We start from the raw sequence: 16,208 nt of genomic DNA, 5'->3' as shown, positions 1-16,208 counted from the left end.
GCATCATGGCCATTCCCGGCAGATCACGGCACCCCCCGGCAGGTGCCCGGCTGCGGCGCTGGATCGCCGCGCTCATCATCCCCGCACTGGTGCTTGGCCTGTCCGGGTGCAGCGACGGGCGCAGCGAGGCAGACGCGGACCGCGACCCGCCCGCACCGCTGCTCTATGAACTTGCTGCGGCCGATGGCACGGTGGAGGGCTGGATGGTGGGAACCATCCACGCCCTTCCCGATGGCATCGACTGGCGGACTGCGGCAGTCCAGCGCGCGATCGACGAGGCCGATGTGCTGGTGGTCGAGGTTGCAACGCTCGGCGACACGGCGGCACTGGGCACGACGTTTGCGCAGCTTGCCACCAGCCCCTCCCTGCCCGCGCTCGCCGATCGGGTGCCCGCCGCCCAGCGCGCGCCGCTTGCCGCGCTGATGCACCGCGGCGGCCTCAGCGACGAGGATTTTGCCTCGACCGAAACCTGGGCAGTTGCCCTCGCGCTCGCACGGGTCGATGCGGCGGGCGACCCGGCCAACGGGGTCGATCGAGCGCTGATCAATGATTTTGCCGATCGCCGCGTTTCCGAGCTTGAAGGCGCAGCCGGGCAGCTCGCGATATTCGACCGCCTGCCCGAAGCCCGGCAACGCACCATGCTGGCTGCGGTGATTGCCGAAAGCGCCGCGGCGGACAAGGATCCCGAACGGTTGCAACGGGCTTGGGCTGCGGGCGATGCGGAAGCGATCGAAACCGCCTCGCGCGAAGGCATTCTGGCTGATCCTGATCTTCGCGAGGCGTTGTTGACGGCGCGCAATCGCCGCTGGGCTGCGGCCTTGTTGCCGGTGCTGCGCACCGAGCCCCGCCCGCTGATCGCAGTTGGCGCGGCGCATCTGGTCGGGCCCGACGGCCTCGCCGCGCTGCTTGCGGCGCAAGGCTACCGCGTCCGGCGCATCGAACAGCGCTGAGGCGCTACGGCAAACCGGTTGCCAATCGCGCGATCTGCCTCTAAGGGCCCGCGCTTCGGTGCATTCCCGGTCATCCCTGGAGGCGGCTTGCACCGGATGGTTATTTTTCAAACATGCATTCGAAAGGCATTCGTATGAGCGAGACTCTTACCCTGCCGGCTGAATCGCGCGAACGGGCTGGCAAGGGAGCCTCCCGTGCACTTCGTCGCGATGGTCGGACACCTGCTGTCATTTATGGCGGCAAGGAAGAACCTGTCATGATCCACGTCGAACAGAAGGAACTGGTTCGCCAACTCGGCACCGGTCACTTCATGAATTCGATCGTCAACATCGAGATCGATGGCAAGACCGTTCGCACGCTGCCCAAGGATGTCGCGTTCCACCCGGTGACCGACCGCCCGGTCCACGTCGATTTCCTGCGCCTCTCGGGCAATTCGGAAGTCACCGTGCAGGTGCCCGTGGTGTTCACCAACGAAGACGCTTCGCCCGGCCTCAAGAAGGGCGGCGTTCTCAATGTCGTGCGTCACGAGCTTGAGCTCGTGTGCCCGAACAACGCGATCCCTGACCAGATCGAGATCGACGTCACCGGCAAGGATGTCGGCGATTCGATCCACATCAGCGAAGTGAAGCTGCCCAGCAAGGTCAGCAGCGCGATCACCGATCGCGACTTCACCATCGCCACCATCGTCGCCCCCTCGGCGCTGAAGAGCAGCGAAGGCGACGCGGACGACGCCGAAGCGGCTGGCGCCGAATAAGCGCTCGCCTCTGCGACGATTTTCGAACGCCGGGCTTCGCAGGAAGTCCGGCGTTTCGTTTTGGGCTGCCGTGCCGTAGAGGCTGCGCCATAGGAGCATGTGATGCAAATCTGGGTCGGCCTCGGAAATCCCGGACCGCGCTATGCGCTGCACCGGCACAATGTCGGCTTCATGGCGCTCGACGTTATCGCCGACATGCACAGCTTCGGCCCGGTGCAGACGAAATTCAGCGGATGGGCGCAGGAGGGGCGCATCGGCAGCCAGAAAGTGCTGCTGCTCAAGCCCGCCACCTTCATGAACGAAAGCGGGCGCAGTGTCGGTGAGGCGCTGCGGTTCTACAAGCTGGGCACCGATGTGTTGACCGTGTTCCACGACGAACTCGACCTTGCCCCCTTCAAGGTCAAGGTGAAGCAGGGCGGCGGGCACGCCGGGCACAATGGCCTGCGATCGATCGACCAGCATTGCGCCAGCCTCGGCGCACCCGACTATCGCCGGATCAGGCTCGGCATCGGCCATCCCGGACACAAGGACCGCGTCACCGGCCATGTGCTGGGCAATTTTGCCAAGGATGAAGGCGACGACCTTGCCGAAATGCTGGGTGCGATGGGTGCCGAAGCCGAATGGCTGGCCAAGGGTGATGACGTTCGCTTCATGAACGATGTCGCGCTGCGGATGCAGGGTTAACGGCGCGTTCGCCATTCTGTTTCATTTCGCAACATCTCTGACAGGCCGCGGGAAACGCGTCCGATTGTGCGTTACAACCGGGGTCTCGCCGTCAGGATGATCTTGCCGGCTGCAACTCTCGAAGAGGCAGACGATGACCCGCACGCTGTTTTCCGGATCGCTTGCAATCATGATGGCGGCCGCATCGGTCGCTGTTCCCGCCCATGCCATGAAAGAAACCCCGACCGAGCCCACCGGAACTTCCGGCGGGACCTCCTCGGGCGGCACGGCGGTTCCCGAACCGGCGATGGCCGCGCTGTTCGGCGCCGGCGCCGCAGCAATCCTGCTGGCCAAGCGCCGCCGCAAGGATACGCCCAAGTCCTGAAGCTTCGCGCACCCTACCCCTGCGCCTGACTTTGCGCATTGCACTTGGCCCAAGCTTGCGGGAAACTGTAGCCATGCGCCGCGTCCTCATCATCGGCCCGTGCGGAGCAGGCAAGAGCACGCTGGCGCGAGAGCTTGCGCCGAGCCTCGGATTGCCGCTCGTGCACATGGACAGGCTCGGCTGGCAGCCCGGTTGGTTCGAAACCGACAAGGCGCAGCTCTCGGCAAGGCTTGACGAAATTGTCGCGCAGGATCGCTGGCTGATCGAAGGCAATTACGGTAGCACGCTCGGCCCTCGGCTCGCGCGGGCAGACACCGTGATCTATCTCGATTTTCCCGTTACCCTTTGCCTGTGGCGACTGGTGCGGCGGATTGTCACCCTGCGCGGCACCTCGCGCCCTGACATGCCCGACGATTGCCCCGAACGCTTCGATGTAGGCTTCTTCTGGTATGTGATGAACTGGAATTCCGGCCCACGCCTGCGCACCGAGGCGGCCTTGTCACAGTTCAGCGGCACGCTGGTGCGTCTGACCAGCCCTGCCCGGCTTGCCGCTTGGCGCCGCGACAACGGCCTTGGCTGACGACGGCCTCACCCCACTGGTCATCGCGGCGATCCGGCGCTAAGGGCCTGCGCTTTCCAGATAGCCAAGGCACAATCATCATGGGTTTCCGTTGCGGGATCGTCGGCCTGCCCAATGTGGGCAAATCCACCTTGTTCAATGCGCTCACCGAGACGCAGGCTGCGCAAGCGGCCAACTATCCCTTCTGCACGATCGAACCGAATGTGGGGCAGGTTGCCGTGCCCGATGACCGGCTCCAGCAGATTGCCGCTATCGCCAAGAGCGCCAAGATCATCGAGACGCAGCTCGGCTTTGTCGACATTGCGGGTCTCGTGAAGGGCGCGAGCAAGGGCGAAGGCCTCGGCAACCAGTTCCTCGGCAATATCCGCGAAGTCGACGCCATCGTCCACGTGCTGCGCTGCTTCGAAGACGGCGATATCCAGCATGTCGCGAACAAGGTCGATCCGATTGCCGATGCCGAAGTGGTCGAGACCGAACTGATGCTGTCCGACCTCGAAAGCCTCGAAAAGCGCGTGCCGGCTGCGGCCAAGCGCGGGGCGGCCGGGGACAAGGAGGCCAAGGCGATGGCCAGCGTGCTTGGTCAGGCGCTTGATCTGTTGCGCGAGGGCAAGCCTGCCCGCCTCACCGTTCCCAATGACGAGGAAGAAGCGCGTCTGTTCCGTCAGGCGCAGCTGCTTACCGCGAAGCCCGTGCTCTACGTCTGTAACGTCGCCGAAGAGGACGCCGCCGAGGGCAACGAACTTTCTGCCAGAGTCTTTGCCAAGGCCGCGGCAGAAGGCGCGCAAGCTGTGGTTGTCTCCGCTGCGATCGAAGCCGATTTGGTGACGATGCCGGTCGAGGACCGCGGCGAATTTCTCGAAGCGCTGGGCCTCACCGAAAGCGGTCTCGCGCGCGTCATCCGCGCCGGATACAAGCTGCTGGGCCTCAAGACCTTCTTCACCTGCGGCCCCAAGGAAGCCCGCGCATGGACCTTCCCCGATGGCGCAAAGGCGCCGCAGGCAGCGGGCGAGATCCATTCCGATTTCGAACGCGGCTTCATCCGGGCCGAAACCATCGCCTTCGACGATTACGTCGCCCTCGGCGGCGAAGCGGGCGGGAAGGAAGCAGGCAAGCTGCGGCAGGAAGGCAAGGAATACGTCGTCCAAGACGGCGACATCCTGATGTTCAAGTTCAACGTCTGATCGCTTTCATGGCAGCGGCAATCCGGTAAAGGCCAGCTCATGCGTATCCTTATGATGGTGGCAGCATTGCTGCTTGTGCCGGCCGCCGTGTCGGCCAGAACCGCAGCGCAGCCGGTTACGGTTCTGGTCGGGATCGACGGGTTTCGCGCCGATTACATCGATCGCGGCCTTACCCCGCGCATCGCCCGGCTTGCGAAGACTGGCGCCAGCGGGCCGATGCGGCCGAGCTTTCCGACCAAGACCTTCCCCAATCATTTTGCCATCGTCACCGGCAAGCGGCCCGATCGCAACGGGATCGTCGGGAATTCGATGATCGACCCGCGCCGGCCGGGCGTGATGTTCAGCCTTGGCAATGCAACGCAGGCGCTCGACCCGTTCTGGTGGAGCGAGGCCGAGCCGGTGTGGATCGCGGCCGAACGTGCCGGTCTTCGCACGGCAACGATGTTCTGGCCGGGCAGCGAGCTGGCTTATGGCAACCTGCGTCCGCGCGACTGGATGCGCTTCGATCAGAACATCGGCAATGTGCAGCGGGTCAACACGCTGCTCGACTGGCTGCGGCGCCCGGCGGCGATCCGTCCGCAATTCGCGACGATCTATTTCGACACGGTCGACACGGCGGGTCACCGGTTCGGTCCCGACAGCGCCGAAGTCAACGCCGCGCTGGCCGAGGTGGACGCGCGGATCGGCGAACTGGTCGACGGCGCGGCAGCGATGCGCGTGCCGCTCAATCTGGTGATCGTGGCCGACCACGGGATGCGCGCGACCGATGAAAGCCGTGTGATCCAGCTCGACACACTGATAGACCGGGCGAGCTATATCGCGGTCGAAACCGGCCCTTATGCGGCGATCGAGCCTGTCACCGGCACCGACGACCGCGTCGCTGCCGCGCTGCTGGTGCCGCACGAACACATGACCTGCACGCGCAAGGAAGATTTGCCCGAGCGGCTGCATTACGGACGCAACCCGCGGGTCGCGGCAATCATCTGCATCGCGGAAAATGGCTGGACAATCCTTGCCGGACCGTCTGCCTATCCCGTCAAGGGCGGCGCGCACGGATATGACAATGCCGATCCCGAAATGCTCTCCTTGTTCGTCGCGAGCGGCCCGGCATTCTCCCGCGGCGCAACCTTGCCCGTGTTCGATAACGTCGCCGTCGCGGCACTGCTTCGCGCAGTGCTGGGCCTGCCTGTCGATGCCGATGCCGATGGCAAACTGGACGATGTAAAACCAGCACTGCGCCGTTAAGCTCGCGTCTGGCGCGGCATCTGCCGGTTCTTTGCGGCACCAAGGGAACAAGTTGCCTGTCTGAACGCTCTTGCGTCCCACAAATTCATGGGAGCGGTGCAGTGACGGGACAGGCAGGGAAGATCGAAACGCTGGTTCGGGTGGGCTATTTCAGCCGTGCGATCCTTTACATCACGCTGGGGCTTATCGCGCTGGGTGCGCTAGGCCAGATCAGTCAGGGCACTGCCGGAATATTCGAAACCGTCGATTCGATCCCGGGCGGCAATGCGCTGTTATGGGTGCTGGTGATCGGGCTCACCGCCTATGCCCTGTTCCGGTTCGCCTCCCCCGCCTTCGATATCGAGCACAAGGGTTCGGATGCCAAAGGCTGGGCGCAGCGGATCGGCCATGCCGGCAGCGGCGTCGGCCATCTGGCGCTTGCTTGGACAGCATACCAGTTCGCAACACGCGATGCGGGCCGAGGCGGCAATGGCGCTGCCGAAGCGGCACAGGGTGTGCTGTCCTTCGGCCTTGGCGGCACGGTGATCGGCATCCTCGGCATCGGCTTTTTCGCTGCGGCATTCGCGCAGGCGGAAAAGGCGGTCACGGCGAAGTTCATGGACAAGATCTCGCCCGCTGCCCCGTCGCAGACCAAGCTGATCGGACGGATCGGCTATGCCACGCGTGCGGTCATCTTCACCATCATCGGTTGGTCGCTGATCGAGACCGGGTTCTTCAAGGAAGGATCGGGCAATGTGAAGACGCTGGGCGAAGCGGTCGCATCGCTTGCCGGAACGGGCTGGCTGCTGACCGTGGTCGCGATCGGCCTTTTGACCTTCGGGCTCTTCAGCCTCGTGCTCGCGCGTTATCGCACGATCCCCGATATCGAGGCGCATGCCCGCAAAGCTGCGTCGCGGTAATCCAAGCCGATCTAGTGGCGACCGAACAGCTTCTCGACATCGTCCATGCCGAGTTTGACCCAGGTCGGCCGCCCGTGATTGCATTGGCCCGAGCGCGGGGTCGCCTCCATTTCGCGCAGCAGGGCGTTCATTTCGGCAACGCTGAGCGTGCGCCCTGCCCGCACCGATCCGTGGCAGGCCATCGTGGCGAGCACCAGTTCGAGCCGTTCCGCAAGAAGCAGCGCGCCGCTGTCCTCCTGCTTGCCATGCTTGGCGATGTCGTCGGCAAGATCGCGCAGCAATGCGCCGCTGTCCGCATTGGGCAGCGCGGCAGGTAGCGCACGGACCAGCATCGCCGATGGACCGAAACGCTCGATCGCCAAGCCGAAGCGTGCGAAACCAGCCGCCGCATCTTCGAGCCGGTCGCAATCGACCTCGTCCATCTCGACCACATCGGGAACCAGCAACGCCTGGCTGCGGCGGTTGGCTTCTTCCGCACCCGCGGCCCGCAGCCGTTCGAGCACGAGCCGTTCGTGCGCCGCATGCTGATCCACCAGAACCAGCCCATCGGCAGCCTCGGCAACGATATAGGTGTTGGCCACCTGCCCCCGCGCAATCCCGAGCGGATAGGCCTGCGCTTCGGCGGGCACCGGAACGGCTTCTTCCGCGCGCCCCTGCGGCTGCGCGAGCGGTGCGGCCCACGACGTGCGGGCTTCGCCGAGGCGTGGTTGCGGCGCGTTCCAATCGCGGTTGAGGAACACGTTTTCAAGCAGCGGTGCAATCGGCGCGGATGATGGCGCGACCGGCTCGGATACCCAGCGCGCCATTGCTGCGCGGTCGGGACCTTGCGCGCTGCGCCGATCGCCTGTGCCAAGCGCATGCCGCAGCCCGCTGACGATGAAACCGCGCACACCCGCCGAATCGCGAAACCGCACTTCAGTCTTGGCCGGGTGTACATTCACGTCGACATCCGAAGGCGGCAGATCGAGAAACAGCGCGAGCACCGCATGGCGATCGCGCGCCAGCATATCGGCATAGGCGCCGCGCACCGCGCCCACCAGCAGGCGATCCTTCACGGGCCGCCCGTTGACGAACAGATACTGATGATCGGCCACGCCCCGGTTCCAGGTCGGCAGACCCGCGACCCCGGTCAGGCGCATCACGCCGTGAACGGTGTCGCGCTCGAGTTCGATCGGGACCGAATTGTCCTTGAGTTCGTGCGCGATGATCCGCGCGACGCGGGTGTCCAGCGCTTCTCCCGGCTGAAGCGACAGCACGGTGCGCCGGGCGTTGTCGGTGGCGGTTTCCAGCGTGAAACCGATGTCGGGACGCGCCATGGCCAGACGCCGCACGACATCGAGGCAGGCAGCATATTCGCTGCGCGCGGTGCGCAGGAATTTGCGCCGCGCAGGCACTCTGGCAAAAAGGTCTTCCACCCTGACCCGCGTTCCGGGCGGCAGCGCTGCTGGTTCATCGGCAACGACAGCGCCGTGATCGACGATGCGCCGCCAGCCATCGGTTGCCGACCGCTCGCGGCTTTCGATCGTGAGCCGCGCGACACTGGCGATGCTGGGCAGGGCTTCGCCGCGGAAACCCAGTGTCGTCACCAGCTCGATCGCACCTTCCGCGCCAATCAGCGATTCGGGCAATTTCGAGGTCGCGTGCCGTTCCAGCGCGAGCGCCATGGCCTCGGGCGCCATGCCGCAGCCATCGTCGACCACTTCGATCCGCTGCAGTCCGCCATCGCACAGAACCACACCGATTCGCTGCGCGCCGGCATCGATCGCGTTCTCGACCAGCTCCTTCAGCGCGGCTGCGGGCCGTTCGACCACTTCGCCCGCGGCGATGCGATTGACCAAATCGGAGGGGAGGCGGCGGATTTCGGGCATTGCCACCCGAGGTTAGCGGTAGGCGGCCCCTTTTTCGAGAGCAACCGTGTGCAAAATCGCCGCTACCGTGGACAAATATTTTGGCGTTTTGTCCGTAGATTCGCTAGGCGCGGCGCATCATGTCATAAACCGGCTGGCCAACGTGTCTCAGTCATGTCCTGCGACACGCCTGCGCCCCCACGACCACCTCCACCAACATTGGAAACACGATGAGCTTCCTGTCCAATCTCTTCAAGTTCGGCTCGCAAAACATGGCGATCGATCTCGGCACTGCTAACACGCTCGTTTATGTCCAGGATCAGGGGATCGTCCTCAACGAGCCTTCGGTGGTCGCGATCGAGACGATCAATGGCATTCGCCGCGTGAAGGCGGTGGGCGACGATGCGAAGATGATGATGGGCAAGACCCCTGACACGATCGAGGCGATCCGCCCGCTGCGCGACGGCGTGATCGCCGACATCGAGGTCGCCGAGCAGATGATCAAGCACTTCATCCAGAAGGTCCACGGCAAGAAGTCGATGTTCCGCTATCCCGAAATCGTGATCTGCGTGCCCTCGGGTTCGACCTCGGTCGAACGCCGCGCGATCCGCGATGCCGCCTCGAATGCGGGCGCTTCGGACGTGCACCTGATCCTCGAGCCGATGGCCGCCGCGATCGGGGCCGACATGCCCGTGACCGAACCCGTGGGTTCGATGGTGGTCGATATCGGCGGCGGCACCACCGAAGTTGCCGTGCTGTCCTTGCGCGGCCTCGCCTACACCACCTCGGTCCGCACCGGGGGCGACAAGATGGACGAAGCGATCGTTTCCTACGTGCGCCGACACCACAACCTGCTGATCGGCGATGCGACCGCAGAGCGTATCAAGAAGGACTACGGCATCGCCATGATCCCCGAAGACGGCATCGGCGAAATCATCACCCTGAAGGGCCGTGACCTCGTCAATGGCGTTCCCAAGGAAATCACGATCAATCAGGCGCATGTCGCCGAAGCCCTGAGCGAACCGATCGGCGCGATCGTCGAAGGCGTGCGCATTGCGCTGGAAAACACCGCGCCCGAATTGGCGGCAGACATCGTTGATCAGGGGATAGTGCTCACTGGCGGCGGTGCCTTGATCCGGCGGCTCGACGAGCACCTGCGCGAAGAAACCGGCCTGCCCGTTTCGGTTGCGGAAGATCCCTTGCTGTGCGTCGCCATCGGCACCGGGCGCGCGATGGAAGATCCGATCTACCGCGGCGTGCTGCAGACCGCCTGATCCGCATGCGTATGAGCCGGTCGCAGCGGCAGAAGGGACTGTAAAGCCATGGCGCCCCCCTCTTCGCGCCGCACGGGCTTCTCGAAGAAAGCGCAATATTCGCGGTTTACCGGCTACCTCGTGGCCGCGGGCGGCGCTGTGGCCGGGCTTGGCCTGCTTACGCTGTCGTTGTGGCAGCCGGATGCCTTTGCGCCGGTGCGCGGGGTGGCTAGCGATGCGATTGCGCCCGTGGGTTCGGGCACCGCTGCTGCGCGCGAGCAGAGCAAGGGCCTGATTGCGACGGTTGCAGGCTACCTCAGCGCAGGCGCGCAGAACGCCGAATTGCGCCGCGAAAACGGGCTGGCCCGCATCCGTCTGGCCGAAGCCGACGCGGTCAGGGCGGAAAACCGCCGCCTGAAAGGGCTGCTCGGGCTGCGTGATGCAGAGAACAAGCCGGTCGCCTTTGCGCGTCTGGTCGGTTCCACCGCGACCAGCGCACGGCGGCACGCCTATATCAGCGCCGGCTCGTCGCGCGGGGTGCGGCCGGGGATGCCGGTCATATCCGAACGCGGCGTGATCGGCCGCGTTCTGGAAGCCGGCCGCAGCTCCGCCCGCGTGTTGTTGCTCACCGACAGCGAAAGCGTGCTGCCCGTCCGCCGGGCGAAGGACAATGTGATCGCGTTCGCAGAAGGACGCGGTGACGGCCTGCTGCGCATCCGGCTCGTCAACCTCGGCGTCAATCCGCTCAAGGTGGGCGACCTGATGGTGACCAGCGGGGCCGGCGGCTATTATCGCCCGGATGTTGCGGTTGCGGTGATTACCAAGCTGACCCCCGATGGCGGCATCGGGCAACTGGTCGCAGAACCCGCGGCCACGAATTACGTCTCGGTCATGCCGGTTTACGAAGCGCAGGCCTTGGCCGAACTCGAAGCGGCGGAGACCCCGGCCGCTTCGCCCACGCCCGCGCCCTCCCCTGCCAGCGCCGCGCCCGCCTCTTCGCCCGCGGAGGAATGATGGAGCGGTTCGATCCCCGTGCCCGCTCGGACATCTACGGCCCGCGGATCAATCGCGCGGCTGATCCGTTGCGTGTGCGCCTTGTGCCCTATGCATCGATCATGCTGGGATCGATGCTGCCGGTGCTGCTGATCGCCGACACGATGCCGCTGCTGCCTTCGGTCGGCCTGCTGGTGCTGCTGGCATGGCGCATGGTCCGCCCCGGTCTGCTGCCGCTGTGGGCGGGAGCGCCGCTCGGCGCGTTCGACGATCTGTTCAGCGGACAGCCTTTCGGGAGCGCGGTGCTGTTGTGGTCGCTGGCGATGCTGGCGATCGAGGCCGTTGAAACCAAGTTTCCTTGGCGCGGCTTCTGGCAGGACTGGTTCACCGCCAGCGTGATTTCGCTGTCTTACTGGTTTTTGACGCTGGTCGTCTCCGGTGCGCAGCTAACCCCCGAACTGTTCATCGTCGCTGCACCGCAAGCCGTTTTTGCGGTTCTGCTCTATCCCTTCGTGGCGCGGATGGTGGCAGGGTTCGACCGGTTTCGGCTGTCTCGATCGCGGAAACTCGGCTGATGAAGTTGCCCTTCCTTCGCAAAGGCCCGCAGAAACCCTCGCGGATGATCAGCGCATCGATCCTGCGCGACACCTTCGAACGCCGGGCGGTAATCATTGGCGCGGTTCAGGGCGGCATCGGCGCGCTGCTGGCGCTACGGCTCGGCTATCTGTCGGTAGCCGAGAACGAGAAATACCGGCTCGAATCCGAGAGCAACCGGGTCAACCTGACGCTGGTGCCGCCGCGCCGCGGGTGGATCCTCGACCGGCACGGCGCGCCGCTGGCATCGAACCGGGCCGACTTCCGCGTCGATCTGATCCCCGAGCGTCTGGTCGATGCCACGGCGACGATCGACCAATTGGGCGCGCTGCTCTCGCTTGAACCTGCGCGGATCGCCGACATCAAGGACAAGGTCGCCAGCGCGCGCGGGTTTCAGCCGGTCGAGGTTGCCAGCGGTCTGCGTTACGAGCAATTCGCCGCGCTGAGCGTGCGTTTGCCGGATTTGCCCGGCGTGGTGCCGCAGCGTGGTTTTTCGCGGTTCTACCCCACCGCTTCGAGCGTGGGTCACCTCATCGGCTATGTCGGTCCTGCCTCGGCCGAGGAATACGAAAAAGATCCGAACCCGCTGCTGATCACGCCGGGCTACAAGATCGGCAAGGACGGGCTGGAAAAGCAGTTCGAGAAGAACCTGCGCGGTGTTCCGGGTGCGCGGCGCGTGGAAGTGACCGCTGGCGGGCGGATCGTCCGCGATCTTGAAACCCGCGAGGACGTGCAGGGCAATCCAATTCGCCTCACGATTGACGGGCCGTTGCAGGATTACGCTGCCCGGCGGATCGGCCTTGAAAGCGGGTCGGTGGTGGTGATGGATTGCCATTCGGGCGATCTGCTCTGCATGGCCTCGATGCCCAGCTTCGATCCCAACTCCTTCTCGGACGGGATCGGCGGCGTCGAATACGCGATGCTGCGCGACGACGAACGCGTTCCGCTGCGCAACAAGGTTTTGAAAGGGCTTTATCCACCCGGCTCCACGGTCAAGCCGATGGTGTCGATGGCGCTGATGCAGGCCGGGGTCGATCCCGATGAGACCGTGTATTGCGGCGGCGGTCTGCGTGTGGGCAACCGCGTGTTCGGATGCTGGAACCGGCGCGGTCACGGGCCCACCAACATGGCCAAGGCGATCTACCAGAGCTGCGACGTCTATTTCTATGCGATGGCGCAGCGCACCGGAATCCAGCCCATCGCCGACATGGCGCGGCGTTGCGGGATGGGGCAGGAATTCCCGCTGCCCGTCACCAGCCAGTTTTTCGGCACCGTTCCCGACCCCGCCTGGAAAATGAAGAAGTGGGGCCGCGAATGGCAGGCCTTTGACACGGTGAATGCGACCATCGGGCAAGGCTACATGCTTTCAAGCCCGTTGCAGCTGGCGGTGATGGCTTCGCGCCTTGCCACGGGCAAGCACGTAATGCCGCGTCTGACGCTCGATACGCAGCCGAAGGGGTTCGACAAGATCGATTTTCCCGCTGAACAGGTCTCCTATGTCCGGCAGGCGATGAGCGATGTGGTCAACGGCCCCGGCACGGCGGGCCGCGCGCGGCTGCCGATCGACGGCACGCTGATGGCCGGCAAGACTGGCACCGCGCAGGTCGTCTCGCTGTCGAAATCGAACGGCAAGTCGGGTCCTTGGAAATACCGCGACCATGGCCTGTTCATCTTCTTCGCGCCTTACGACAATCCGCGCTATGCCGGGGCTGTCGTGATCGAGCACGGGGGCGGGTCGGGCGCGGCCTATCCGATCGCGCGCGATGTCATGACCTTCATGTTCGATCCGGCCAAGGGACTGGAAGCGCTCGCCGGGCTCGAGGCCGAATGGGGCGGAACCGCCCAGCAGCGGCTCGAACGGCGCTATGCCGCCTATGCGGCCGAACGCGGGGCAACCGTCAACCGCCCGCCGCGCCGCGAGGAGGAAATCTTCGACCGAGTCGAGGCCGAGGCCCGCCGTGCAGCGGCACAGACCGATGCGATTGCCGGCGAAGCGATTGCACCGCGCCCCGAAGCCAACCCATCGGGCACGCCTCCCGGCGGCGCGGCAGCAGCAGGCGCGACCCCCGTTCCGACAAACGGCGCGGCGGCTGCCGGTTCCGCTTCAACGCCAGCCTCTGCCCCTGCGGCCCCGCCCGCAGCGCCGGAGGGTCTGTAATGAACAGCTTGGGCGCACGCGGCATCGTGCCGGAACCTATCGCGCGCCAGCCTTGGGAGATGCTCATCCCGCTGGTCCTGCTGACCGCTTTTGGCGGGCTGGTGCTTTATTCGGCAGGCGGCGGGGCGATGCAGCCCTTTGCGCTGTCGCATTTTGTCCGGTTCGGTGTTTTTTCGGTAATGACCGCGATCATCGCCTCCTTGCCCCGCGATGCGGTGCGGCTCCTGACCTATCCGGCCTATACGGCGGTGCTGCTTTTGCTGCTCGCGGTCGAAGTGGTGGGACAGGTCGGCGGGGGAAGCCAGCGCTGGCTCGAATTCGGCCCGATCCGCATTCAGCCATCGGAGCTGATGAAGCCTGCCGTCGTGCTGGCGATGGCGCGGTTTTACGAAACCTTGCCGTCGGGGATGATCGGGTCGTGGCGTTCGGTCGTGCCGTCGGGGATGCTGATTGCCTTGCCGATCGGGCTGGTGCTGATGCAGCCCGACCTTGGCACATCGGTTGCCATCGCGTTTGGCGGCGTTGTCGTCATGTTTCTGAGCGGACTGCCGCTGTGGTGGTTCCTGACCGCAGGGGGGCTCGGGATCGCCGCCCTGCCGCTGATTTATTTCTTCGCGCTCCACGATTACCAGCGTGCGCGCGTTACCACCTTCCTCGATCCCGAGAACGACCCGCTGGGCGCAGGTTACCACATCGCGCAATCCAAGATCGCGATCGGATCGGGCGGGATCTTCGGCAAGGGCTTTAATAACGGCACCCAGAGCCACCTCAATTACCTGCCCGAACCACACACCGATTTCGTGTTCGCGACGATGGCCGAAGAATGGGGCTTTGTCGGCGGGATTTTCGTGCTGGCGATGTACACGCTGATCCTGCGCTGGGGCTGGAAGGTTGCCAGCGAAAGCCATGACCGCTTCTGCGCGCTGCTGGCTGCCGGCGCGACGGCGACGATCTTCTTCTATATCGCAATCAATCTGCTGATGGTGATGGGCATGGCACCGGCCAAGGGCATCCCGCTGCCGTGGATGAGCCATGGCGGTTCGTCGATGATGACGAACATGATCTGCATCGGCCTGCTGATGATGGTCAACCGCTGGAACCGCGAGGCGCCGCGCCGCGGCCTGGCAATTTAAATTCGCCGAAGTGTAATTAACGTCTTGCCATCGAATCAGGACGCGCTAAATGCAGCGCCTCACGCGAATCAAGGCGCGGCTCCGGCCCTCCTGATCGGTGTTTCCGGCGGCCCCATCCTTGGGGAATTTGACGGAATGGACGCATAGCTCAGTTGGTAGAGCAGCTGACTCTTAATCAGCGGGTCCTAGGTTCGAGCCCTAGTGCGTCCACCACCCCCCTTCCTCTACATCGGATATCACCACTCTCTCTCAGGGAGAGTGTCACATTTGTTATCTCTCGCCGGATTGCATTCACATTGCGATGTGATACTTAGGTGCTATGAGCACATCGACCATCACACGCGTCCGCGATCTCGTCATCTCCGGTGTCATGACACGTGCGGGGCTTGCCCGCGCTGCCGGTCTGCACGCCAATACCTTGCGCGATTGCGGCGAGGATAGCTGGAACCCGACGGCCGATACGCTTGCCAAGCTTGAAACCTTTCTCGATGCCAATGACGGACGCCCGGTCCTCGCCACGATCGAGGAGATCATCGACGAAGCGCGCAATGGCCGGATGTACATTCTGGTCGATGACGAAGACCGCGAGAACGAGGGCGATCTGATCATTCCGGCGCAGATGGCGACCCCTCAGGCGATCAACTTCATGGCGATGCACGGCCGCGGCCTGATCTGCCTTGCGCTGACCAAGGAGCGTGTCGATCATCTTGGCCTGCAGCCGATGAGCCGCAACAACAAGGAATCGATGCAGACCGCCTTCACGATCTCGATCGAAGCGAAGGAAGGCGTGACCACCGGGATTTCGGCAGCAGACCGCGCGCGCACGATCTCGGTCGCGATCGATGCGGCAAAGGGCGCGGATGACATCGTCACACCCGGACACGTCTTCCCGCTCACCGCGCGCGATGGCGGAACGCTTGTGCGCGCAGGCCATACCGAAGCCGCGGTCGATATCTCGCGGCTTGCCGGGCTCAACCCCTCGGGCGTGATCTGCGAAATCATGAACGAGGACGGGACAATGGCCCGGCTCGACGACCTCATCAGCTTTGCCCGCAAGCACAACCTCAAGATCGGCACGATCCGCGATCTGATCGCTTACCGGATGCGCAACGATCATCTGGTCGAGCGGTTGTCCGAGAGTGCGTTCACCTCCGACTACGGCGGCCAGTGGCGGATGATCACCTATCGTGACCGTGTTGCGGGCAGCGAAGCCTATGTCCTCCAGAAAGGGCATGTCGTCCCCGGCCAGCCCACCCTCGCCCGGGTTCACCCGATTTCGGTGTTCGACGATGTGCTCGGCGCACCGGGCGCGCGCAAGCGCACGCTGCAGCGCGCGATGCAGGCGATCGGCACGCATGGATCGGGTGTTATCGTGATACTCACCGGGCGGGTAGGCACCGGAACCTGGTCGGCCAGCGAGGAGCAGCGCAACATCGGGATCGGCTCGCAAATCCTCGTCGACCTTGGCGTGAAGGATATGGTGCTGCTGTCGAACAGCCGCCCCGATCTGGTCGCGCTCGAAGGCTATGGCCTGACCATCACCGACTTCCACCCCATTCCGGAGTAATTGAC

At 64.6% G+C, this 16,208-nt stretch carries 15 protein-coding genes and 1 tRNA gene; 15 read left to right on the top strand and 1 reads right to left on the bottom strand.

Translation table 11 applies throughout. From position 1 onward, the window contains the following. Positions 1–5 precede the first annotated feature (5 nt). The 8 genes from A9D12_RS11960 to A9D12_RS11925 all read left to right on the top strand — a co-directional run bounded on the left by A9D12_RS11960 (position 6) and on the right by A9D12_RS11925 (position 6,658). Complete coding sequence (locus tag A9D12_RS11960; RefSeq protein WP_068352132.1) at positions 6–950, top strand: TraB/GumN family protein; 945 nt, start codon at positions 6–8, stop codon at positions 948–950. A gap of 134 nt (positions 951–1,084) precedes the next feature. Continuing rightward, positions 1,085–1,705, top strand: a complete 621-nt coding sequence (locus tag A9D12_RS11955; RefSeq protein WP_068352130.1) for a 50S ribosomal protein L25/general stress protein Ctc — start codon at positions 1,085–1,087, stop codon at positions 1,703–1,705. Between the two features lie 102 nt (positions 1,706–1,807). Next, complete coding sequence (gene pth, locus A9D12_RS11950; RefSeq protein WP_068352128.1) at positions 1,808–2,389, top strand: aminoacyl-tRNA hydrolase; 582 nt, start codon at positions 1,808–1,810, stop codon at positions 2,387–2,389. 133 nt (positions 2,390–2,522) lie between these two features. After that, on the top strand, positions 2,523–2,753 hold the full coding sequence (locus A9D12_RS11945) for a PEP-CTERM sorting domain-containing protein (protein ID WP_068352127.1): 231 nt from the start codon (positions 2,523–2,525) through the stop codon (positions 2,751–2,753). A 73-nt stretch (positions 2,754–2,826) separates the two neighbouring features. Continuing rightward, positions 2,827–3,333: an AAA family ATPase gene (locus A9D12_RS11940; protein ID WP_068352126.1), complete on the top strand. Its 507-nt coding sequence runs from the start codon at positions 2,827–2,829 to the stop codon at positions 3,331–3,333. A gap of 80 nt (positions 3,334–3,413) precedes the next feature. Further along, entirely contained in the window at positions 3,414–4,514 is a 1,101-nt protein-coding gene (ychF, locus tag A9D12_RS11935; protein ID WP_068352125.1) for a redox-regulated ATPase YchF, read from the top strand. A gap of 39 nt (positions 4,515–4,553) precedes the next feature. Next, complete coding sequence (locus A9D12_RS11930; protein WP_068352123.1) at positions 4,554–5,759, top strand: alkaline phosphatase family protein; 1,206 nt, start codon at positions 4,554–4,556, stop codon at positions 5,757–5,759. A gap of 101 nt (positions 5,760–5,860) precedes the next feature. Then, complete coding sequence (locus A9D12_RS11925; RefSeq protein ID WP_068352121.1) at positions 5,861–6,658, top strand: DUF1206 domain-containing protein; 798 nt, start codon at positions 5,861–5,863, stop codon at positions 6,656–6,658. A gap of 11 nt (positions 6,659–6,669) precedes the next feature. On the opposite strand, the gene mutL is transcribed toward A9D12_RS11925, so the two are convergent. After that, complete coding sequence (gene mutL, locus A9D12_RS11920) at positions 6,670–8,526, bottom strand: DNA mismatch repair endonuclease MutL (RefSeq protein WP_068352118.1); 1,857 nt, start codon at positions 8,524–8,526, stop codon at positions 6,670–6,672. Between the two features lie 209 nt (positions 8,527–8,735). Between mutL and A9D12_RS11915 the strand changes: the two genes are divergently transcribed. The 7 genes from A9D12_RS11915 to ribB all read left to right on the top strand — a co-directional run bounded on the left by A9D12_RS11915 (position 8,736) and on the right by ribB (position 16,203). Beyond that, entirely contained in the window at positions 8,736–9,779 is a 1,044-nt protein-coding gene (locus A9D12_RS11915) for a rod shape-determining protein (protein WP_068352116.1), read from the top strand. 48 nt (positions 9,780–9,827) lie between these two features. Further along, a complete protein-coding gene (locus A9D12_RS11910; protein WP_068352114.1) occupies positions 9,828–10,772 on the top strand; it encodes a rod shape-determining protein MreC in 945 nt (314 codons plus the stop codon). Then, positions 10,769–11,326 (top strand): rod shape-determining protein MreD, encoded by a 558-nt coding sequence (locus A9D12_RS11905; protein WP_231889618.1) that lies wholly within the window; start codon positions 10,769–10,771, stop codon positions 11,324–11,326. Before A9D12_RS11910 ends, A9D12_RS11905 begins: the two co-directional genes overlap by 4 nt. Then, the gene (mrdA, locus tag A9D12_RS11900; RefSeq protein WP_068352112.1) at positions 11,326–13,503 is read left to right on the top strand and encodes a penicillin-binding protein 2; all 2,178 of its coding nucleotides are present in this window, start codon (positions 11,326–11,328) and stop codon (positions 13,501–13,503) included. Before A9D12_RS11905 ends, mrdA begins: the two co-directional genes overlap by 1 nt. Beyond that, positions 13,503–14,636: a rod shape-determining protein RodA gene (rodA, locus tag A9D12_RS11895; RefSeq protein ID WP_068352110.1), complete on the top strand. Its 1,134-nt coding sequence runs from the start codon at positions 13,503–13,505 to the stop codon at positions 14,634–14,636. Before mrdA ends, rodA begins: the two co-directional genes overlap by 1 nt. Before the next feature lie 137 nt (positions 14,637–14,773). Further along, positions 14,774–14,849 (top strand) — tRNA-Lys (locus A9D12_RS11890). 106 nt (positions 14,850–14,955) lie between these two features. Next, positions 14,956–16,203, top strand: a complete 1,248-nt coding sequence (ribB, locus tag A9D12_RS11885) for a 3,4-dihydroxy-2-butanone-4-phosphate synthase (RefSeq protein WP_068352108.1) — start codon at positions 14,956–14,958, stop codon at positions 16,201–16,203. The last annotated feature ends 5 nt before the right edge of the window (positions 16,204–16,208 follow it).

The organism is Erythrobacter neustonensis, assembly GCF_001663175.1.
Taxonomy (GTDB): Bacteria; Pseudomonadota; Alphaproteobacteria; order Sphingomonadales; family Sphingomonadaceae; genus Erythrobacter; species Erythrobacter neustonensis.
Note: the sequence above shows the minus strand (reverse complement) of the source record. Positions and strands in the feature narration are given on the sequence as shown.